20 protein-coding genes are annotated in these 19435 nt (G+C 65.1%); 9 read left to right on the top strand and 11 right to left on the bottom strand.

The features are described 5' to 3' along the window. Window positions 1-95 precede the first annotated feature (95 nt). Window positions 96-656, top strand: coding sequence for a carboxymuconolactone decarboxylase family protein (locus tag ACFLEY_RS03080; RefSeq protein ID WP_028175243.1), 561 nt, complete (start codon window positions 96-98; stop codon window positions 654-656). 66 nt (window positions 657-722) lie between these two features. Here ACFLEY_RS03080 and ACFLEY_RS03075 read toward each other — a convergent pair whose 3' ends face one another. Further along, complete coding sequence (locus tag ACFLEY_RS03075; RefSeq protein ID WP_283822081.1) at window positions 723-857, bottom strand: hypothetical protein; 135 nt, start codon at window positions 855-857, stop codon at window positions 723-725. 336 nt (window positions 858-1193) lie between these two features. On the opposite strand from ACFLEY_RS03075, the gene ACFLEY_RS03070 reads away from it, so the two are divergent. Continuing rightward, a complete protein-coding gene (locus ACFLEY_RS03070) occupies window positions 1194-1442 on the top strand; it encodes a hypothetical protein (protein WP_060909833.1) in 249 nt (82 codons plus the stop codon). Window positions 1443-1451: 9 nt separating this feature from the next. Here ACFLEY_RS03070 and ACFLEY_RS03065 read toward each other — a convergent pair whose 3' ends face one another. Continuing rightward, the gene (locus ACFLEY_RS03065) at window positions 1452-2387 is read right to left on the bottom strand and encodes an alpha/beta hydrolase (RefSeq protein WP_060909834.1); all 936 of its coding nucleotides are present in this window, start codon (window positions 2385-2387) and stop codon (window positions 1452-1454) included. Between the two features lie 184 nt (window positions 2388-2571). On the opposite strand from ACFLEY_RS03065, the gene ACFLEY_RS03060 reads away from it, so the two are divergent. Further along, on the top strand, window positions 2572-3459 hold the full coding sequence (locus ACFLEY_RS03060) for a branched-chain amino acid aminotransferase (protein ID WP_060909835.1): 888 nt from the start codon (window positions 2572-2574) through the stop codon (window positions 3457-3459). 62 nt (window positions 3460-3521) lie between these two features. On the opposite strand, the gene ACFLEY_RS03055 is transcribed toward ACFLEY_RS03060, so the two are convergent. Further along, window positions 3522-4142: a trans-aconitate 2-methyltransferase gene (locus ACFLEY_RS03055; RefSeq protein WP_060909836.1), complete on the bottom strand. Its 621-nt coding sequence runs from the start codon at window positions 4140-4142 to the stop codon at window positions 3522-3524. Between the two features lie 217 nt (window positions 4143-4359). After that, entirely contained in the window at window positions 4360-4953 is a 594-nt protein-coding gene (gene phaR, locus ACFLEY_RS03050; RefSeq protein ID WP_011083059.1) for a polyhydroxyalkanoate synthesis repressor PhaR, read from the bottom strand. A 305-nt stretch (window positions 4954-5258) separates the two neighbouring features. Here phaR and ACFLEY_RS03045 point away from each other — a divergent pair, with 305 nt between their 5' ends. From ACFLEY_RS03045 to ACFLEY_RS03035, 3 genes are all read left to right on the top strand, one after another. Further along, window positions 5259-6437, top strand: a complete 1179-nt coding sequence (locus tag ACFLEY_RS03045; RefSeq protein ID WP_028175239.1) for an acetyl-CoA C-acetyltransferase — start codon at window positions 5259-5261, stop codon at window positions 6435-6437. Window positions 6438-6687: 250 nt separating this feature from the next. After that, a complete protein-coding gene (phbB, locus tag ACFLEY_RS03040; RefSeq protein WP_028175789.1) occupies window positions 6688-7413 on the top strand; it encodes an acetoacetyl-CoA reductase in 726 nt (241 codons plus the stop codon). Between the two features lie 168 nt (window positions 7414-7581). Continuing rightward, on the top strand, window positions 7582-8451 hold the full coding sequence (locus ACFLEY_RS03035) for a DMT family transporter (protein WP_011083056.1): 870 nt from the start codon (window positions 7582-7584) through the stop codon (window positions 8449-8451). 115 nt (window positions 8452-8566) lie between these two features. Here ACFLEY_RS03035 and ACFLEY_RS03030 read toward each other — a convergent pair whose 3' ends face one another. After that, window positions 8567-8989: a cupin domain-containing protein gene (locus ACFLEY_RS03030; protein ID WP_011083055.1), complete on the bottom strand. Its 423-nt coding sequence runs from the start codon at window positions 8987-8989 to the stop codon at window positions 8567-8569. 23 nt (window positions 8990-9012) lie between these two features. Next, the gene (gene gloB, locus ACFLEY_RS03025; protein WP_060909837.1) at window positions 9013-9780 is read right to left on the bottom strand and encodes a hydroxyacylglutathione hydrolase; all 768 of its coding nucleotides are present in this window, start codon (window positions 9778-9780) and stop codon (window positions 9013-9015) included. A 108-nt stretch (window positions 9781-9888) separates the two neighbouring features. Between gloB and ACFLEY_RS03020 the strand changes: the two genes are divergently transcribed. Next, window positions 9889-10629 carry a methyltransferase domain-containing protein gene (locus ACFLEY_RS03020; RefSeq protein ID WP_011083053.1) on the top strand — a complete coding sequence of 247 codons (741 nt, stop codon included), beginning with the start codon at window positions 9889-9891 and terminating at the stop codon, window positions 10627-10629. A 57-nt stretch (window positions 10630-10686) separates the two neighbouring features. Here ACFLEY_RS03020 and ACFLEY_RS03015 read toward each other — a convergent pair whose 3' ends face one another. From ACFLEY_RS03015 to ACFLEY_RS02995, 5 genes are all read right to left on the bottom strand, one after another. Further along, on the bottom strand, window positions 10687-11481 hold the full coding sequence (locus ACFLEY_RS03015) for a DUF4167 domain-containing protein (protein WP_060909838.1): 795 nt from the start codon (window positions 11479-11481) through the stop codon (window positions 10687-10689). Between the two features lie 453 nt (window positions 11482-11934). Beyond that, window positions 11935-12828 (bottom strand): peptide chain release factor N(5)-glutamine methyltransferase, encoded by an 894-nt coding sequence (gene prmC, locus ACFLEY_RS03010; RefSeq protein ID WP_211433735.1) that lies wholly within the window; start codon window positions 12826-12828, stop codon window positions 11935-11937. Further along, a complete protein-coding gene (gene prfA, locus ACFLEY_RS03005) occupies window positions 12825-13910 on the bottom strand; it encodes a peptide chain release factor 1 (protein ID WP_060909839.1) in 1086 nt (361 codons plus the stop codon). The genes prmC and prfA overlap by 4 nt, the downstream gene beginning before the upstream one ends. Before the next feature lie 58 nt (window positions 13911-13968). Next, entirely contained in the window at window positions 13969-16236 is a 2268-nt protein-coding gene (gene ptsP / locus ACFLEY_RS03000) for a phosphoenolpyruvate--protein phosphotransferase (RefSeq protein WP_060909840.1), read from the bottom strand. 288 nt (window positions 16237-16524) lie between these two features. Further along, window positions 16525-17781, bottom strand: coding sequence for an aspartate kinase (locus ACFLEY_RS02995; RefSeq protein WP_060909841.1), 1257 nt, complete (start codon window positions 17779-17781; stop codon window positions 16525-16527). A gap of 163 nt (window positions 17782-17944) precedes the next feature. Here ACFLEY_RS02995 and ACFLEY_RS02990 point away from each other — a divergent pair, with 163 nt between their 5' ends. Both ACFLEY_RS02990 and ubiG read left to right on the top strand, forming a co-directional pair. Continuing rightward, on the top strand, window positions 17945-18412 hold the full coding sequence (locus ACFLEY_RS02990) for a PH domain-containing protein (RefSeq protein ID WP_011083047.1): 468 nt from the start codon (window positions 17945-17947) through the stop codon (window positions 18410-18412). Window positions 18413-18426: 14 nt separating this feature from the next. Beyond that, window positions 18427-19194 (top strand): bifunctional 2-polyprenyl-6-hydroxyphenol methylase/3-demethylubiquinol 3-O-methyltransferase UbiG, encoded by a 768-nt coding sequence (ubiG, locus tag ACFLEY_RS02985; protein ID WP_028175796.1) that lies wholly within the window; start codon window positions 18427-18429, stop codon window positions 19192-19194. Window positions 19195-19435: the final 241 nt, after the last annotated feature.

The raw sequence follows: 19435 nt of genomic DNA, 5'->3' as shown, positions 1-19435 counted from the left end.
TTATTTGCAAAATTGCACGATCGTCACGGCAACTTCACTTGCGATGCGCGCACATGCGGGCGACGGTCTCCGCTTCTCAACGAGGAGATCCCGCCGTGCGCCTTCCCATTCTCGATCCGAAAGATCTGACCGACGAACAGAAGCCGCTCTATGACGACATGCGGGCCGGCATCAAGGACCACTTCAAGGGCTTTGTGAACATGCGCGACGACGGCGCGCTGCTCGGACCCTGGAATCCCTGGGTCCGCGAGCCGCGCTTCGGCAAGCCGGTGTGGGAGCTGGTCAAGGCGATCGCGTCGAACCCGCTGCTGCCGGCCTCGGTGCGCGAGGTCGCGATCCTCGTCACCGGCTCGCATTTCCGCTCCGGCTACGAGCTCTATGCTCATGTGCTGGTGGCCGAGCAGCGCGGCCTCTCCGACGAGAAGCTCGCGACCATCGTGGCCGGGCAACGGCCGGTGGATCTGACCAAGCAGGAGGCGGTCGCCTACGACGTCGCATCGGCGCTGGTGAGCGGCGGCGTGCTGCCGGAACTGACCTGGCGCGCCGCGGTCAAGGAGTTCGGCGAGCATGGCGCGGCCGAGCTGTCCTATCTCGTCGGCGTCTATTGCATGGTCTCGGTCACGCTCAACACCTTCGACGTGCCGGTGCCGGAGTAGAAGCGCCTTGTTCTGTTCGAGCATGATCTTTTCGGAAAACCGCTGCACACTTTTCCGGATCATGCTCTAATTGCGCACGGCGTAGAGCGGCGTCCGCAGCGTCAGCTGGTAGGACGGTTTCGGCATCCATGCGATCTGCGCGGTGATGCCGAACAGGCGGTTGTCGTTTTTCGCAGCAGGCAGTCCGCTCGGCAGCGTCACGCTCCGTTGGGCCGCCAGGGCTTCGAACGCGGCCGACAGGGAGGTATCGCCGAAGCCGAGCCCGAGCGTGCCCGCGCGAATCGTCGCGTAAGTCGTGCGCAGGTCGAGATAGATGTCCGAACGGTCGGCTTCGCGATGGGCTGTGACGGGGCACGTGACGATCCGACGCGTGGCGACTTGATGACGGAACTGTTGTTAGATGGAACGTGATCACACCTGTGGTCAAGCGCTGTCCGCAAGCGATGGACTGCGCGGATGTGCGCGGGTACCCTGCGGTGATCGCGTTGACATACTCGCCGGCCAGAGTGCAGGCCGGACAATGGAGGGACGACAGTCATGAACACGACACGCCGCATCCTGCTCACTGGTCTGGCAGGCCTCGCTGTCGCTCCGACCGCCGTGGCCGCCGCCGTTCCGTCGGCCGAACCTGGCGACGTGACGGTCGCCGAAGAGCGCTTCGCGCGCACGATCGCGGCCGCGCATGCCCCCGATGTCACCTGCGTGCGGCAGGCCGAACGCTATGCGGATGCGCATTGGCTTGAATATGTTGCGGCAGCCAGAGCCGTGCTGGACGCGCGCGTGTGATTCGCGCTTTTACTTCTCCACCGCCCGCCGCACCTGTTCGCCGATCTGCGACAGCACGAGCTGCGCCTGCGGCAGGATCGCGCCCATGGCGTGGAAATTGTGGACCATGCCGTCATGGCAGACGTGCTCGACGGTGACGCCGGCGGCGAGAAGCTTGCGCGCATAGGCATTGCCTTCGTCGCGCATCGGGTCGAACTCGGCGGTATGGATGATCGCGGTCGGCAGGCCCGCAAGGCGTGTGGCGCGCAGGGGTGAGATGCGGGGATCGGCGGCATCGATGCCGCCGGGCAGATAGTCGGCGAGATCGGCTTCGATCGTGATGCGATCGATCAGATGGCCCTCGGCAAACGCCTCGCGCGAAGGCGAGGTCTCCTCGAAATCCAGCACCGGGCAGATCAGGCATTGCGCTAGGATGGACAGGCCGGCGTTCTGCAGCGCTTCCTGGCACACGATCGCGGCGAGCGTCGCGCCGGCGGAATCGCCGCCAACCACGAGGCGTCCGGCGTCGATGCCGAGGGACGACGCTTCGCGCGCGACCCATTCGGTGGCGGCGATCGCATCGTCCACCGCGGCGGGAAATTTGTGCTCCGGCGCGAGGCGGTAATCGACCGAGACCAGGCGGCAGCCGGTGGCATGCGCAAGTGCCGCCGCGATGCGGTCGTGCGTGGCGACGCTGCCGGCGACGAGCCCGCCGCCATGAAAGAACACGAAGCCCGGCGCGCGCTCACCGGCGGTTGCGGGCGAATACAGCCGATAGAGAAGCTCTCCGTCGGGGCCGGGCAGCGTGCCGTCGGAGACGGTCACGTCAGGCGCGTTAGTGCGCGCGAACTGCATCAGTTTCGCCAGCGACTGCCGCCGCGCCTCGACGCTCGGCCGGTTTCGCACCTGCGGCCCGGCCGCAGCCATCATGGTCAACAAACGCTTTGCGAGCGGATCGAGCGGCATGGAGGACTCCGTAACGTGGACGGCATTATATCCGGTTTGCTCCCCAATGTTATTTCACCGCGATGCTCACCCTCCGTCCAGGGGCCCCTCCAGGGGAGGGGGGTCATTCCCCGCAGGGAATCATTTAGAAATTGCCCCCAATAGTCGTGCCATATTGTGGCATCACGCCAAGGGGAGGCCGGCCATGGCCGAGATCAAGAAAGCCATCGAATATTCGCCGAGTTGGACCTTCTTCGAGGGCAAATGGCACGACGGCAATGTGCCGATCATGGGCCCGCGCACGCATGCGGCCTGGCTCGGCTCAGTCGTGTTCGACGGCGCTCGCGCGTTCGAGGGCGTCGCACCCGATCTCGACCGTCACATCGCCCGTGCCAATCAATCCGCGATCAATTTTGGCCTGAAGCCGGCGGTCGATGCCGGCACCTGGCTCACGCTCGCAAACGAAGGCATCGCGCGCTTTGCGGCGAATGCCGAGCTTTATATCCGTCCGATGTACTGGGCGGAGAACGGGTCGGGCGGCGGCGTGCTGTTCGACCCCGAGACCACCAACTGGTGCCTGTGCATCTACGAGGCGCCGATGCCCAAACCCGTCGGCAACGCCATCACGCTGTCGCCGTTCCGTAGGCCGACGGCCGAATGCGCGCCGGTCGAGGCCAAGGCGGCCTGCCTCTATCCCAACAATTCGCGCGCGCTGTCGGAGGCCGCCTCCCGCGGCTTCCAGAACGCGCTGATGCTCGACATGCTCGGCAATGTCGCCGAGTTCGGCAATTCCAACGTGTTCATGGCCAGGGACGGCGTGGTGTTCACGCCGGTGCCGAACGGCACCTTCCTCAACGGCATCACGCGCCAGCGCGTCATCGGCCTACTTCGCGCCGACGGCGTCACCGTGGTCGAGAAGACGCTGCGCTATGCCGACTTCCTCGCCGCCGACGAGATTTTTTCAACCGGCAATTTCGCCAAGGTCGCGCCCGTGATTCGCATCGACGAGCGGGAGCTGAAGCCGGGCCCGCTCTACACAAAAGCGCGCAAGCTCTATTGGGACTTTGCGCATGCGGTGAAGCTGGCGGCATAGGCTTCCTGACGTCGTCCCGGCTTTCGCCAGGACGACACCGAGGGTGTGGCATGCGCCACGCCTCAGGAGCCGCGCCTCCGGAACCGGCTGAACTGAAACGCCTGCGTCGATTTCCACGGCGTGTGATGAGTCTCGCTGCGCGTTTCGATCAGCTCGAAATCCGGCCCCAACTCCGTCGAAAGACTCGTGCTGTCGTGGCGCTGCACCGGCAGGCCGCTGCATTTCTCCGGACCATCGAGCGCAAAGGTGGCGATGATGACGTGGCCGCCGGCCGCAACCGCCGACCGCAGGCGCTCGACGTAAGCGGCCCTGTCGCGCGGATCGGTCAGAAAGTGAAACGCCGCACGATCGTGCCAGACCTCGTAGCTGCGCGCCGGCGGCCACGTCGTGGCGTCGGCGACGATCCAGTCGACGGACGCGGCCGCCGGGCCGATCCGCCGCTTCGCAGCGTCGAGCGCATTGGCGGACAGGTCCAGCACGGCGAGGTTGCGGTATCCGTCCTGCAAGAGAGCGTCCACCAGCCGCGAAGCGCCGCCGCCGATATCGATGATGCCTGCGCCGCGATCCACGTTGGCGGAGCGGATCATGTCGAGCGAGATCGCCGGGCTCTCCTGAAACCAGCTGACCTCGGTCTCGCCCTTTGTGGCGTAGACGTTGTTCCAATGCGCGCTTGGGTCGGACATGGCGGCTTCTCCAGCGTCGTCCTGGTGAAAGCCAGGACCCATTACCCCAGGAAGCAGTTTGGCGATGATTCGTCGTTCGGTACTGCTATCGATCTCTACCGACAGATCACGCGGTATGTGTCCTGGCTTTCGCCAGGACGACATTGTGGAATGACGGGCGCACAATCGCCAAGCAAACGCCCGCGGCAGGCGGCCGCGCTGAGGCGAACGAGAGGACCTACTCTTCCTTCTTCGACATCCGCTCGAGGCGTTCCTGCATTTCCTTCATCTGCTGGCGCAGATCGTCGATGTTGCTGTCCTTCGGCGCCTCGGCGGTCGCATCGGGCTCCGGCTCCGGGGTGGTGGAGGAGCGCGCCGGCGGGGCGAACGGCTTGAACATCGAGAAGGTCTGCTGGAACAGCTCCATGTTGCGGCGGACCTGCTCCTCCAGGGGCGCAAAGGGCGTGCCGGACAGCGTATTGGCGATCTGCTTCCGGAACTTCTCCTGTTCCTGGGTCAGCGTCGCGATCGACTGTTCCAGATATTTCGGCACCACCATCTGCATGCTGTCGCCGTAGAAGCGGATGAGCTGGCGCAGGAAGGTGGTCGGTAGCAGGTTCTGGCCGGCCTTGTTCTCCTGCTCGAAGATGATCTGTGCCAGCACCGAGCGGGTGATGTCGTCGCCGGTCTTGGCGTCGTAGACCAGGAAATCTTCGCCATCCTTGACCATGGCGGCGAGGTCTTCCAGCGTCACATAGGTGCTCGTTCCGGTGTTATAGAGCCGGCGGTTCGCGTATTTCTTGATGGTGGTGGGTTGGTCTGATTTCGCCATGGGCTCTCACTTGCAAGACGCTGAGAACGGGAACCCGGCGGCCGATGCCGCAGGGCGGGAAGAGTACGCAACGCAACAAAATAAGCATTTTCAAAGGGGTCACGCTACCGTTTTGTGCGCCACGGTTAATCGGGCAGCAAAAACGTGCTTGCGAAAGCGCCAAGAACGCTATTTGGAATGCGTTGCGGCATGAATTCGGTCACCGGCCGATTGACATGCCGCAATGACGTTAACAGGATGCCGTCCGAGACTGGCGAGCCGTTTCCCCAGCCCCGTCTGCCCCCATTCAACCCCAGGAGATGCCCATGTCAGACGATGTCGTCATCGTCAGCGCCGCCCGCACCCCGGTCGGAAGCTTCAACGGAGCGTTCGCGACCCTTCCCGCCCACGATCTCGGCGCCGTCGCCATCAAGGCCGCGCTGGAGCGTGGTGGCATCGAGCCCGGCCGGGTCTCCGAAGTCATCATGGGCCAGATTCTGACCGCCGCTCAGGGCCAGAACCCGGCCCGCCAGGCCTCGATCGCTGCCGGCATTCCGGTGGAGAGCCCGGCCTGGGGCGTCAACCAGCTCTGCGGCTCGGGCCTGCGCACGGTCGCGCTCGGCTACCAGGCGCTGCTCAACGGCGATTCCGAGATCGTGGTCGCCGGCGGCCAGGAATCGATGAGCATGGCTCCGCACGCCCAGTATCTGCGTGGCGGCGTCAAGATGGGCGCGCTCGAATTCATCGACACCATGATCAAGGACGGCCTGTGGGATGCCTTCAACGGCTACCACATGGGCAACACCGCCGAGAACGTTGCGCGCCAGTGGCAGATCACCCGCGCCCAGCAGGACGAGTTCGCGGTCGCCTCGCAGCAGAAGGCCGAGGCCGCGCAGAAGGCCGGCAAGTTCAACGACGAGATCGTCCCCGTCACCATCAAGACCCGCAAGGGCGACGTGGTCGTCAGCGCCGACGAATACCCGCGCCATGGCGCAACGCTCGATGCGATGGCCAAGCTCCGTCCCGCCTTCGAGAAGGACGGCACGGTCACCGCAGGCTCTGCTTCCGGCATCAATGACGGCGCTGCCGCCGTGGTGCTGATGACCGCCAAGCAGGCTGCCAAGGAAGGCAAGAAGCCGCTCGCGCGCATCGTGTCGTGGGCCCAGGCCGGCGTCGATCCGAAGATCATGGGCTCGGGCCCGATCCCGGCCTCGCGCGCCGCGCTGAAGAAGGCCGGCTGGAACGTCGGCGACCTCGACCTGATCGAGGCCAACGAGGCCTTCGCGGCGCAGGCTTGCGCCGTCAACAAGGACCTCGGCTGGGACACCTCCAAGGTCAACGTCAATGGCGGTGCGATCGCGATCGGCCACCCGGTCGGCGCCTCCGGCGCGCGCGTGCTGGTGACGCTGCTGCACGAGATGCAGAAGCGCGATTCCAAGAAGGGCCTTGCCACGCTGTGCATCGGCGGCGGCATGGGTATCGCGATGTGTCTGGCGCGCGACTGAATCTAGCTGTCGCGCAGCTTATTTGGACCATGCGCGTGCGCTGCACACATAAGTGAGTGCGTTGCACGCGACTAAAAAGGCAGCGGTTGCAAATCAAATATTCTTCGCAACCGCGTCAGCCTCGACTAAAGAGAAACGCCCGGCTCACGCCGGGCGTTTTGTTCTTGATGTCCGTCAAACGTCCCGCATAATCCGTAGCTAAAAACGATCACTCAGAAACGTCCGAAGAGTCCAAGGGAAGGAATACGATATGGCACGTGTTGCATTGGTGACGGGTGGTACGCGGGGCATCGGAGCTGCGATCGGCAAGGCGCTGAAGGCGGCCGGCTACAAGGTCGCGGCGAGCTACGCCGGCAACGATGCCGCGGCGGAGAAGTTCAAGGCGGAGACCGGCATCGCTGTCTACAAATGGGACGTCAGCAATTTCGACGCCTGCGCCGAAGGCGTGAAGAAGGTCGAGGCCGAGGTCGGCCCGATCGACGTGCTCGTCAACAATGCCGGCATCACCAAGGACGGCGCCTTCCACAAGATGAGCCTCGAGCAATGGAACGCCGTGATCGGCACCAATCTCGGCTCGCTGTTCAACATGTCGCGCCAGGTGATCGAAGGCATGCGCGGGCGCAAGTTCGGCCGCATCATCAACATCTCCTCGATCAACGGCCAGAAGGGCCAGTTCGGCCAGGTGAACTATTCTGCGGCGAAGGCCGGCGAGATCGGCTTCACCAAGGCCTTGGCGCTGGAGAACGCCAAGGGCGGCGTCACCGTGAACGCGATCTGCCCCGGCTACATCAACACCGAGATGGTGCAGGCGGTGCCGAAGGACGTGCTGGAGAAGGCGATCCTGCCGCTGATCCCGATCGGCCGCTTAGGGGAGCCCGAGGAAATCGCACGCGCGGTCGTGTTCCTCGCCGCCGACGAAGCCGGCGCCATCACCGGCTCGACGCTGACCGTCAACGGCGGCCAGTACATGGTGTGATGCGTAGGCATCACGCAGGCTGATATCGACGACGTCGTCATGCCCGGGCTTGTCCCGGGCATTTGTCCATGCACTGTCATTCCGGGGCGCCGCGATAGCGGCGAACCCGGAATCTCGAGATTCCGGGTTCTGCTCTTTGAGCCGCTCCGGAATGACGAGGCGATTTAAATGACTCCCCGCACCGCGACGCTGATCGGATTGACCGCGATCCTGATGTGGTCGCTGCTGTCAGTGATGACGGTGGCGACCGGAAAGATCCCGGCATTCCAGCTCGCCGCGATGACATTTGCGATCGGCGGCCTCGTCGGCCTGCTCACCTGGATCGGCCGCGGCGAGGCGGCAAAAAGCCTGCGCCAGCCACTGGCTGTGTGGACCGTCGGCGTCGGCGGACTGTTCGGCTATCACGCGCTGTATTTTTTGGCACTGCGCTTCGCGCCGCCGGCTGAAGCCGGTCTGCTCAACTATCTCTGGCCGCTGCTGATCGTGCTGTTCTCGTCCTTCCTGCCGGGCGAGCGGCTGGCCGTGCATCACATCGTCGGTGCCGTGCTCGGCCTCGTCGGCACCGTGCTGCTGTTCGCCGGCAACACCTCCGGCTTCGCGCCGGGGGCGGTGCCGGGATTGATCGCGGCCTTCATCGCCGCCTTCGTGTGGGCGACCTATTCGGTGCTGTCGCGCCGATTGAAGGCGGTGCCGACCGACGCGGTCGCGGGCTTCTGTCTCGCCACGGCGTTGCTCGCTGCGCTGATGCATGGCGCGCTCGAAACCACCGTGTGGCCGGAGACGGCGCTGCAATGGATCTCCGTGATTGGGCTCGGCATCGGCCCTGTCGGGGCAGCGTTCTACGCCTGGGACATCGGCATGAAGCGCGGCGACATCCGCGTGCTCGGTGCCGCCTCCTACGCGACGCCGCTATTGTCGACCGGCTTCCTCATCGCCGCCGGCTTCGCAAAAGCCAGTGCCAATATCGCCATCGCCGCGGTCCTGATCGCCGGCGGCGGCCTGATCGCGGCGAAAGATATGGTGTTGCGGAAGCGATGATTGTCATTCCGGGGCGCACGACGTGCGAACCCGGAATCCATTTATCGGCGTCAATGGTGGCGAAATAGATTCCGGGTTTGCCGCTTGCGGGGCGCCCCGGAATGACAGTGTGGAGCTACGGCTCCCAGCCCTTCGGCGCGAGCTCGAACTTCGCGAACTCGAATGCGGGTGCCACGGTGCAGCCGACCAGTGTCCACTCACCTGTTGTCTCGGCCATCTGCCATGCATCGGCCGGTACGATGGCCTGCGGTCGTTCGCCGCTCACGAGATCCGTGCCGAGGCGGACCTCGTGCTGGGAGCAGCCTTCATGCGCGATGCGCAGCATCAGCGGGCTGCCGGCGTAGTAATGCCAGATCTCGACCGCATCGATGCGGTGCCAGTGCGAACGCTCGCCGCGCGCGAGCAGGAAGTAAATGAGGGTCGAGCGCGAACGGCCGTTGGCGTCCGTGGTCTGGTCGCGAAACGTCTCGCGATAGTGCCCGCCTTCGGGATGCGGTCGGAGTTCAAGGCGCGCGATGATCTCGGCTGCGGTCGGCATCGATCCCCGTCAGGATTTGTTCTTTAGGATTTGTTCTTGCGCTCGCGCAGCTCGCCGAACACCGCGGCGGCATCCGCACCCTTCATGTGTAGCCTGGCTGCGACCGAGGGGTCATCGGCACGCAGGAACACGTTTGCTCGCTTCTCGTCACCAAGCAGTGAGGGGATCGTGGGCTTGTTCTCGGCGCGAAGCTTGGTCACCTCCGCCGCGCGCGCCTGAAGCGCCGCATTGTCGGGATCGACGGTGAGCGCGAACTTGACGTTGGAGGCGGTGTATTCGTGGCCGCAATAGAGCTTGAAATCGTCGGGCAGGGCCCGCAGCTTCAGCAGCGAATCCCACATCATCGGGTAGGTGCCCTCGAAGACGCGGCCGCAGCCGATCGAAAACAGCGTGTCGGCGGCGAACACGGTCTTCTCGGTGTCGAACACGTAGGAGATGTGGTCGAGCGTGTGGCCGGGCGTCTCCACGACGCGCGCCAGCAGGTTGCCGACCTTGACCACGTCGGCATTGGCGACGCGCAGGTCGACGTTGGCGATCGCAGTGGTCTTGTCGTGCGGCGCGACGACGCGGCAGTTATATTTCTGCTTGAGTTCGGCGACCCCGCCGACATGATCGCCATGATGATGTGTGATCAGGATGTCGGTGAGCTGCCAGCCCTCGCGCTCCAGCGCCTTCAGGATGGGGCCGGCCTCCGGCGCGTCGATCGACGCTGTCGCCTTGGTTTCCACATCGTGGATCAGGTAACCGAAATTGTCGTTTAAACAGCTGAAAGTACGAATTTCGGCAGCCATGACGTCTCCTTCGCGCTCAGCCCCGCCAGACAAATATGGCGTTAACGTTGCGCAGGCAATGCAATATTCAGCGCGCAGCGGCGGCCTTGCGCATGTTACATTGCCGTCATGAGCATCGACGTCGTCGACCTCCGCGAGTTCTATTCCCGTCGCCTCGGGATTGTGGCGCGGCAAATGATCAATCGCGGCATCAGGGAGCGCTGGCCGCGCGCCGAGGGCCAGCGTGTGCTGGGCATCGGCTATCCCACGCCCTATCTCGGACTGTTCCGGGAGGACGCCGAGCGCTGCCTCGCCTTCATGCCGGCGGCCCAGGGCGTCCTGAAATGGCCTACGGGGCGGCCGGCGCTGGCCTCGCTGGTGGATGAATTCTCGCTGCCGCTTCCCGATTCCGCGGTCGACCGCATCCTGCTGGTCCACGCGCTGGAGATGTCGGACGATCCGGCTGCGCTGCTGCGCGAGGTGTGGCGCGTGCTGTCGCCGTCCGGCCGCGTGATCGCGGTGATCCCGAACCGGCGCGGCGTGTGGACGCGCAGCGACAATACGCCGTTCGGCCACGGCCGGCCCTATTCGCGCTCGCAGATCACCGATCTGTTGCGCCAGACCTGGTTCACGCCGACCGCCTGGGGCGAGGCGCTGTTCATGCCGCCCTATGCCGGCGGCTGGGTGCTGAAATCGGCGCAGATGTGGGAGCGTGCCGGCGCGGCGCTGTCGCTACCCTTCGCCGGCGTGCACATCGTCGAGGCCACCAAGCAGGTCTATCGCGCGATCCCCGCCAAGCGCGAGCGGGCGCGGCTGATTCCCTCGTTGAAGCCGGTGCTGGTGCCGTCCTCGACGGTGACGCGCAGCTGAAAACAAATCGTCCCGGCGCGAGGCCGGGACGATGCAGATCAGAAAATCCGAAGGAGCTTACTCGCCGGGCGCCAGATCGTCGCTGGACGCGGCCGGAGCGGCTTCGCGCTCGGGGCGCGGGCCATGCGGCCGGCGCCGCCGGCGCGGAAAGCGCTCGCCGCCACCACCGCCCTCGAAGCCAGCCTGGCCGCCGTTCGCGCCGACATTCACTTGCGGCTGTGCGCCGGTGATGAAGGAGGGCAGGCGATCGACGCTGCCGGCATCGGCGATGACGGGCTGCGGCTGGTTCGGCGGCATTGGCTGCGGCTGATATTGCTGCGGCTGCGGACGATGGTCGCGTTCGCGGTGCTCGCGCGGCTGCTGGTTGTCGCGCTGGTACGACGGCTGGTTGTCACGCTGCTGGTGATCACGCTGATGATGATCGCGCTGGCCGTCGCGGTCGCGCATGAAGGGCTGCTGCTGTTGCGGCTGCGGGACGAAGCCCGGCTCCTGGCCGAAATTCGAGAAATTCTCGCCGTCGTCTTCGCCGTCGTCGCTATTGCTGCTGATGGGCTCGTCGCCGCGCGGCTGCTGGTTCTGGCGGAACTGCTCCTGGGCGGCCGCGATCAGGCGGAAATAATGCTCGGCGTGCTGGTAGTAGTTCTCGGCCGCAACGGGGTCGCCGGAGGAGCGCGCGTCGCGCGCGAGCTGCAGATATTTTTCGGCGATATGCGAAGCCGTGCCGCGGATCTTGATATCGGGTCCGTTGGACTCGTAGACCCGGGTCATCGGGTTCTGGCCGCGCCGGTTGTTGTTATTGTTATTGTTGTTGTTGCGGTTGCGCATCCGCTGCTTGTTCTGACCGTTTCTCATGTCCTGCCTTTAATTCCAGCCCTAAAGGTTGCACGCATTACTGATTGCTAGGAGTGACCTGATGACAGCGGTTCACATCGCTCACGCGCACCGCGCGCAAGAGGCGGCTTGAACCCTGCCAATGTTCGTCGACCGTCGCGTTCAACAAAGACGCGTTCCCCACCCGCCAGCATTCATTGCCAGCGAACCCATTCATTTTGCCTGCCAAAACAAGCCCTGGTTTCTTGCGTTAGTCTTCGCGCGCAATATCAGGCTTTCGTTCACTTTGCGGTCGGAAAGCTGCGCACCTCAATGGGCTATCGCGCTTAACAGGACCTGCGGCAAATCAGTGAAGCTCTCGCCCGAGAGCCCGGCTTTCGCCCGTAGGTGTACGGGGCCGACACCGATGTGTTGAGTAGAAGGTAGTCGTTCCCAAGGGATATTCCAAGTGGTTTTTACAGGCCAATCCGGCTTTTATGGGGGCATTTTTCGGGCCGAAACGGCCCGTGGGATACCCGCCAAATCGGCCTTGGGCGGCCTGTCCACCACCAACGCCGCAGCCGTCAAAAGGGTTTCAATATTTCGGGCCTGGCCCTGTCCGGCCTCGACGATCAGCGCTCCGCCGGGCGCGAGACGCTCGGCCGCCTGCGGGATCAGGGCGCGGTAGGCGTCATATCCGTCGTTGCCGCCGTCGAGCGCCAGATGCGGATCGTGCTCGCGCACCTCGATGCTCAATTTCGAAATTTCGGCGGAAGGGATATAGGGCGGATTCGACACGATGAGGTCGAATGGGCCGCGGAGCGCCGCTAAATAGGAACAGGCGACGAAGGCGGAGCGGTCGGCAAGGCCAAGGGTCACGGCATTGCCCCTGGCGGTCTCGAGCGCGTTCAGGCTGAGATCGGTGCCGACGCCGAAGGCGCCGGGAATATCGTGCAGCAGCGCCAGCAGGATCGCGCCGGATCCGGTGCCGATGTCGGCGATGCGTGGCTGCTGGATTGCCTTCTGCTCGCGGAAAAGCTCGAGCGCGCGCTCGACGACCGTCTCTGTGTCGGGGCGTGGGACCAGGGTTGCGTCCGACAGGCGGAACGGCAGGCCCCAGAATTCGCGCGTCCCGAGAATGCGCGCCACCGGCTCGCCCGCGATCCGGCGTTGCGCATGCTGCGCGAGCCGCGAGGCCTCCGCTTCCGTGAGGAGCCGCGCAGCCTGCGCGATCAGGCCGGTGAGATCGAGGCCGAGCGCAGCACCAAGCAGGATGCGGGCCTCGAGCTCGGCTTCCTCGAGCTGCGCCGATCGCAGCCGCGCCGCCAGTGCACGCCGTGCGCTCTCGATCGATTGTCCGGTGAAGGGATCGCTCACGCGGGGCGTCACGCCGCCGCGCCTTGCGCGGCGAGCTGTGCGGCCTGGTGCTCGGTGGTCAGCGCGTCGATCAATTCGCCAAGCGCTTCGCCCGCGATCACCTGCGGCAGCTTGTAGAGTGTCAGATTGATGCGGTGGTCGGTGACGCGCCCTTGCGGGAAATTATAGGTGCGGATGCGCTCGCTGCGATCGCCGGAGCCGACCTTTTCCTTGCGCTCGGCCGAGCGCGCCGCATCGACGCGTTGCCGCTCGGCGTCGTAGATGCGCGAGCGCAGGATGTTCATCGCCGAGGCGCGGTTCTTGTGCTGCGAGCGGCTGTCCTGCATCATCACCACGATGCCGGTCGGGATGTGGGTGATGCGGATCGCCGATTCGGTCTTGTTGACGTGCTGGCCGCCGGCGCCCTGCGCGCGCATGGTCTCGATGCGCAGATCATCGTTCTTGATGTCGACGTCGACATCCTCGACCTCCGGCAGCACCGCCACCGTCGCGGCCGAGGTGTGGATGCGCCCCTGCGTCTCGGTGTCGGGCACGCGCTGCACGCGGTGCACGCCGGATTCGAACTTCAGCTTCGAGAACGCGCCGCGGCCCTGCACCTCCGCGATGATTTCCTTGTAGCCGCCGACGGTGCCTTCGCTCGCCGAGATGACCTCGACCTTCCAGCCCTGCAGGCTGGCGAAGCGCTCGTACATCCGGAACAGGTCGCCGGCGAACAGCGAAGCCTCGTCGCCGCCGGTGCCGGCGCGGATTTCCAGCACCACGTTGCGGTCGTCCATGGCGTCCTTGGGCAGCAGCGCGACGCGGATTTTCTGGACGAGATCCTCGATCCTTGGCGTCAGCTCGTCGCGCTCGGCTTCCGCCATGCCGCGCATCTCCGCATCCGTCGTGGGATCGGCGATCAGCGCCTCGGTGTCGGCGAGTTCTTTAACCGCGGACCGGTAAGTCTTGACCGCCTCGATCAGCGGCGTGATCTCGGCGAGCTCGCGCGTGATCTGCACGTAGCGCTCGGAGGCGAGCTGTCCCAGCGATTCGGCCTCGAGCGAAGCGTGATGCGCGAGCAGGACGTCCAGTTTGGCTTCGGGGAGTGACGACATCGGGTAAGTCTCAAATGGCGGAAGGCGGCGAGGCGGCGGGACGCGGGCGACAGGCCCGCTACAAGGCCAGGCCTTCGGCCTCGGCAAATTCCGTCAGCTTCTGCCGGATCGAGACGCTGCCGCTTGGCGCATCCAGCAACGGGCCGAGCATCGCCTCGGCCTTCTTGGCATCGAGATCGATCACCATCGCCTTGACCGGGCCGAGCGCGGTTGCCGACAGCGACAGCGAGCGATAGCCCATCGCGATCAGCGCCAGCGCGCCGATCGGCTTGGAGGCCATCTCGCCGCAGAGCGACAGCGACTTCTGCGCCGCATTGGACTTGCGGGCAATGTCGCGGAGCGCGCGCAGGATCGGCGCCGACATGGTGTCGAAGCGCTCGGAGACCTTGGCATTGCCGCGGTCGACCGCGAACAGGAACTGGAACAGATCGTTGGAGCCGACCGAGATGAAATCGACCTTCTTCAGGAGCTCGTCGAGCTGATACAGCAGCGCCGGCACCTCGACCATGGTGCCGATGTCGATCCGCTCCGGCAGCGTGTGGCCGTGCTGGCGCAGATATGTGAGCTCGCGCTCGACCAGCGCCTTCGCCGAATCGAATTCGGCGACCTCCGAGATCATCGGGAACATGATGCGCAGCGCGCGGCCGCCGCCGGCGCGTAGCAGCGCGCGGATCTGGCCGCGCAAAAGGCCGGGACGATCGAGCCCGAGCCGGATCGCGCGCCAGCCGAGCGCCGGATTCTCCTCGATCACCGCTTCCATATAGGGCAGCGCCTTGTCGCCGCCGATGTCGAGGGTGCGGAAGGTGACGGGCTTGCTGCCCGCCGCATCCAGCACGGTGCGATAGAGCGCGAGCTGGTCGCTGGTGCGCGGCAGGCTCTGGCCGACCATGAATTGCAGCTCGGTGCGGAACAGGCCGATGCCGGCGCTGCCGGTGTCCTCGATATGCGGCAGGTCGATGGCGAGACCTGCGTTGATCATCAGCTCGACCTTCTGGCCGTCCTTGGTGACGCAGGGCCGGTCGCGCAGCGCGAGGTACTGCGCCTGGCGGCGGGCACGGAAGCGCACGCGCTCGGCGAAGGCCGCCTCGATCTCCTGCGAGGGGCGCACATAGATCGAGCCCGACGTGCCGTCGACGATGATGGCGTCGCCGGGATCGGCGATACCGGGCGCGTTCGGCACTTCGCCGACCGCAGGGATTCCGAGCGCGCGCGCCACGATCGAGACGTGGGAGTTGGCGGTGCCTTCCTCCAGCACGATGCCGCGCAGGCGCTTGCGGTCGTAGTCGAGCAGCGCCGCCGGGCCCATCGCGCGGGCGATGACGATGGCATTGTCGGGCAATTGTTCGCGTGACGGCGCGTGGTCCTGGCCGACGAGCTGCCGCATCAGGCGGTAGCCGAGATCCTCGAGGTCATGCAGCCGGTCGCGCAGGTATGGATCGGTCGAGCGCAGCATGCGCGCGCGGGTGTCGGACTGCACGCGCTCGACGGCGGCTTCCGCGGTGAGGCCGGTGGCGACCGCCTCGTGCAGCTTGTGCGACCAGCCCTGGTCGTTGGCAAACATGCGGTAGGCTTCCAGCACATCGCGGTGCTCGCCGCCCTCTGCGACGTCGCCGCGCTCCAGCATGCGGTCGAGATCGGCGCGCAGCTTGGCGAGCGCGGTGTCGAGCCGTTTGATTTCCTTCGGCAGGTCCTCGGCGATGTAGTCCTTGATGACGACGCGCGGCTCGTGCAGCACGACATGGCCGAGCGCGATGCCTTCCGACAGGATCGCGCCGACCCTCTGCATGGAGTGGCGCGCGGCCGGCTCGAGGCCGGGCTGGGCCAGCGCCGACAATTCGCCGGAGGCGATCAGCTCCGCCAGCACCATCGCGGTGGTCTGCAGCGCCTCGAGTTCTTCCTCGACATAGGTGCGCTTGGCACGGTTCTGCACCACCAGCACGCCGAGCGTGTTGCCGGCGCGCAGGATCGGCACGCCGAGGAAGGAGTGGTAGATCTCTTCGCCGGTCTCCGGGCGGAACGAGAAGGCCGGATGGCTCTGCGCGTCGTTCAGATTGAGCGGCGTCGCCTCGCTGGCGACGAGGCCGACCAAGCCCTCATGGGCGCTGAGCACGGTATGGTGCACTGCCTCGCGGTTGAGACCTTCGGTGGCGTAGAGCTCGAGCGTGTTGTCGATGCGCAGCACATAGACCGAGCACACCTCGGCCACCATGTTGGCGGCGATCAGCACCACGATCTTGTCCAGCCGCTCCTGGGCCGAGACCTGCTCCGCCATGGTTTCGCGGAGCCGTCTCAACAAGACGCGGGGACCTCCCGACGCGCTCCGCATGTACCCTCAGTCTCCTCCGTCAGCCGGGCCCGAAAGGGGGTCCCGGCGGCTCGCCCGAAAATCCAGAAAAACAACGAATTTGCTCATCCGGCGCCGGCCCGGGTCCAAATCTTCTTCAGATTTGGCGCCTGAGCCGAATCAGCACCGCCTCAACTGGGGCACAGTATGTGGCAGCCCACCCTGTTCGCCGTATAGCGAATTGGGGCTTGTTTTGCCAAGCAAAACGCCTGCCAGACGCGAAGGTGTGTACACCTTCGCGTTTGCTGCGACCGCTAAGAGAAAATTAGCCTAAGCCTGATCGAGGCCGTAGAGCGTATGCAGGGTCCGCACCGCAAGCTCGGTATAGGCGGTGTCGATCAATACCGAGAATTTGATCTCGGAGGTTGTAATGGCCCGGATGTTGATATTCCGTCCGGCGAGGGCCGAGAACGCCTGGGCGGCGACGCCGGCGTGGCTGCGCATCCCGCTGCCGATTACCGATATCTTGGCGACGTCGGTGGCGGTATCGAGCCGGGCATAGCCGATCTTGCCCTTGGCGGCGGTAATCGTGTCCCTGGCGCGGGTGTAGTCGGCGGCCGGCACCGTGAAGGTGAGGTCGGTGGTCTTGCCGTCCTCGGAAACGTTCTGCACGATCATGTCGACGTTGATGTTGGCATCCGCCAGCGGGCCGAAGATCGACGCGGCGACGCCCGGCTTATCCTCGATCTGGCGCACGGAAATCTGGGCCTCGTCCTTCGAAAAGGCGATGCCGGTGACGACGTGGCTTTCCATGATCTCCTCCTCGCTGCAGATCAGCGTACCGGGCGGCTGGTTGGCATGCGGGTCGATATCCTCGGGCTTGTCGAAGCTCGAGCGGACGAAGATCGGCATGTTGTGGACCATGCCGAGTTCCACGGAGCGGACCTGGAGCACTTTCGCGCCCTGCGAGGCCAGTTCCAGCATGTCTTCGAATGCGATCTTGTCGAGCCTCTTGGCCTTCGGCACGATTCGCGGGTCGGTGGTGTAGACGCCGTCGACGTCGGTGTAGATGTCGCAGCGGTCGGCCTTGACGGCGGCGGCGACCGCCACGGCCGAGGTGTCGGAGCCGCCGCGGCCGAGCGTGGTGATGCGGTTGGTCTCGGGGTTGATGCCCTGGAAGCCGGCGATGACGGCGACTTCCTTGCGATCCCTAAAGCGCTTGATGATCTCGCTGCCGTCGATGTCCTCGATCCGGGCCGAGGCATGGGCGTCGCTGGTCTTGATCGGGATCTGCCAGCCCTGCCAGGAGCGGGCCTGGATGCCCATGCTCTGGAGCACGATGGCGAGGAGGCCGGAGGTCACCTGTTCGCCGGAGGCGACGACGGCGTCGTATTCGCGCGCATCGTGCATCGGCGAGGCCTCGGTGCACCAGGCCACCAGCTCGTTGGTTTTGCCCGACATCGCCGAGACGACCACGGCCACTTCGTGGCCGGCGTCGACCTCACGCTTCACATGGCGTGCGACGTTGCGGATGCGTTCGATGTTGGCGACGGATGTGCCGCCGAATTTCATCACGAGGCGGCTCATGACGACGCGTGCATTCCCTCATAAGGATCAGTATGGTGACCCGCACTGGACGGGCCTCGCGGACACCGACCGCGCGTATACATAGCGGCGGGGCCGGGGGCAAGCGGGTTCCTGCGGGGGCAGGCTCGAGGTCCGGTTCGGGGGTAATGGGTTAACCGAGATCATGGCGCGTTACATCGACGAGATCCTGCAACCGGGCGAGCGGGTGCTGTATTCGACCAATGCGCACTGGATCTTCTATTTCCCGGCGATTGTGGCCTGGATCGTGGCCCTGGCCCTGTTCGCCCTGTCCCGGCAGAGCGACATCTACAGCGTGATGATCCTGTCCCTGTTCGGCTCCGGCCTGGTGGCGCTGGCCGCCCTGTACTGGACCGTGAAGGGCTGGTTCCATCGCTTCACCACCGAGACCGACGTCACCAACCTCAGGGTTGTGCACAAGACCGGGTTCATCAAGCGCCGCACCTTCGAGATGGCGCTGGACAAGGTCGAGAGCGTCGACGTCGATCAGACGATTCTTGGACGTATTCTCAACTACGGCGACGTGACCATTCGCGGTGTCGGCGAGGGGATCGAGACGATCAGGACCATCGCTTCGCCGCTCGCCTTCCGTAGTTCGATCACCACGCGGTAGGACCGCGCGTAACCATGAGCATGCAGCAAAATACTTCCGCAACTGCCCAGCTGGGCTCGACCGTCGACGCCGCCGAGATCGCGAAATTCTCGAAACTCTCCGCGGAGTGGTGGGACCCTAAGGGCAAGATGGCGCCGCTGCACCGGATCAACCCGTTGCGGCTCGGCTACATCCGCGACGCCGCCTGCCGCAAGTTCGAGCGCAACGTGCGCAGCCTCAACTGCCTCGGCGGCCTGCGCGTGCTCGACATCGGTTGCGGCGCCGGCCTGCTTTGCGAGCCGCTGTCACGGCTAGGGGCCCAGGTCATCGGCGTCGATCCCTCGCAGAGCAATATTGCGGCCGCAAAACTGCACGCCGACAAGAGCCATCTTGCGATCGACTACCGCTGCACCACGGTGGAGGAGATCGACCCGCGCGAGCGCTTCGACATCGTGCTGGCGATGGAGGTGGTCGAGCACGTCGTCGACGTCGGCGTTTTCCTGAAGCGCTGCGCCGCGATGCTCAAGCCCAACGGGCTGATGGTGGTCTCGACGCTGAACCGGAACTGGAAGAGCTTTGCGCTCGCCATCGTCGGCGCCGAATACGTGCTGCGCTGGCTGCCGCGCGGCACCCACGAATGGAACAAGTTCGTCACCCCCGACGAGCTGACGAAATACCTGCTCGACAACCGCCTCGTCATCACCGAGCAGACCGGCGTCGTCTACTCACCCTTCGCCGACAAGTGGACCCTCTCCTCCGACATGGACGTGAACTACATGGTGGTGGCGGAAGGGATGGTGTGAGGGGCTGTTCGTGGCGGCCCAGCTGCATCCACACCCACGGTGTCGTCCCGGCGAAGGCCGGGACCCATACCCCCAGGAGAAGTTGCAGCGCGAAGCTCGTCACCACGAATCTTCGCCAAACCAAATCGAGTGGCTATGGGTCCCGGCCTTCGCCGGGACGACATCGGCGTTTGTAGCGAGAGCATCGCACCCATGACATCCCTGTGATTGACCTGCTTTGCTGCTAGCGGCAGGTTGGCCG

The sequence above is a fragment of the Bradyrhizobium sp. YCK136 genome (assembly GCF_044570075.1).
GTDB classification, from domain to species: Bacteria; Pseudomonadota; Alphaproteobacteria; order Rhizobiales; family Xanthobacteraceae; genus Bradyrhizobium; species Bradyrhizobium diazoefficiens.
This window is presented reverse-complemented; position numbering and strand designations above follow the sequence as displayed.

Excerpts from the sequence above, each read along its gene's own strand:
- ACFLEY_RS03070 (WP_060909833.1), top strand. The coding sequence starts at position 1,194 with ATGAACACGACACGCCGCATCCTGCTCACTGGTCTGGCAGGCCTCGCT.
- ACFLEY_RS03065 (WP_060909834.1), bottom strand. The coding sequence starts at position 2,387 with ATGCCGCTCGATCCGCTCGCAAAGCGTTTGTTGACCATGATGGCTGCG.
- ACFLEY_RS03060 (WP_060909835.1), top strand. The coding sequence starts at position 2,572 with ATGGCCGAGATCAAGAAAGCCATCGAATATTCGCCGAGTTGGACCTTC.
- ACFLEY_RS03055 (WP_060909836.1), bottom strand. The coding sequence starts at position 4,142 with ATGTCCGACCCAAGCGCGCATTGGAACAACGTCTACGCCACAAAGGGC.
- phaR (WP_011083059.1), bottom strand. The coding sequence starts at position 4,953 with ATGGCGAAATCAGACCAACCCACCACCATCAAGAAATACGCGAACCGC.
- ACFLEY_RS03045 (WP_028175239.1), top strand. The coding sequence starts at position 5,259 with ATGTCAGACGATGTCGTCATCGTCAGCGCCGCCCGCACCCCGGTCGGA.
- phbB (WP_028175789.1), top strand. The coding sequence starts at position 6,688 with ATGGCACGTGTTGCATTGGTGACGGGTGGTACGCGGGGCATCGGAGCT.
- ACFLEY_RS03035 (WP_011083056.1), top strand. The coding sequence starts at position 7,582 with ATGACTCCCCGCACCGCGACGCTGATCGGATTGACCGCGATCCTGATG.
- ACFLEY_RS03030 (WP_011083055.1), bottom strand. The coding sequence starts at position 8,989 with ATGCCGACCGCAGCCGAGATCATCGCGCGCCTTGAACTCCGACCGCAT.
- gloB (WP_060909837.1), bottom strand. The coding sequence starts at position 9,780 with ATGGCTGCCGAAATTCGTACTTTCAGCTGTTTAAACGACAATTTCGGT.
- ACFLEY_RS03020 (WP_011083053.1), top strand. The coding sequence starts at position 9,889 with ATGAGCATCGACGTCGTCGACCTCCGCGAGTTCTATTCCCGTCGCCTC.
- ACFLEY_RS03015 (WP_060909838.1), bottom strand. The coding sequence starts at position 11,481 with ATGAGAAACGGTCAGAACAAGCAGCGGATGCGCAACCGCAACAACAAC.
- prfA (WP_060909839.1), bottom strand. The coding sequence starts at position 13,910 with ATGTCGTCACTCCCCGAAGCCAAACTGGACGTCCTGCTCGCGCATCAC.
- ptsP (WP_060909840.1), bottom strand. The coding sequence starts at position 16,236 with ATGCGGAGCGCGTCGGGAGGTCCCCGCGTCTTGTTGAGACGGCTCCGC.
- ACFLEY_RS02995 (WP_060909841.1), bottom strand. The coding sequence starts at position 17,781 with ATGAGCCGCCTCGTGATGAAATTCGGCGGCACATCCGTCGCCAACATC.
- ACFLEY_RS02990 (WP_011083047.1), top strand. The coding sequence starts at position 17,945 with ATGGCGCGTTACATCGACGAGATCCTGCAACCGGGCGAGCGGGTGCTG.
- ubiG (WP_028175796.1), top strand. The coding sequence starts at position 18,427 with ATGAGCATGCAGCAAAATACTTCCGCAACTGCCCAGCTGGGCTCGACC.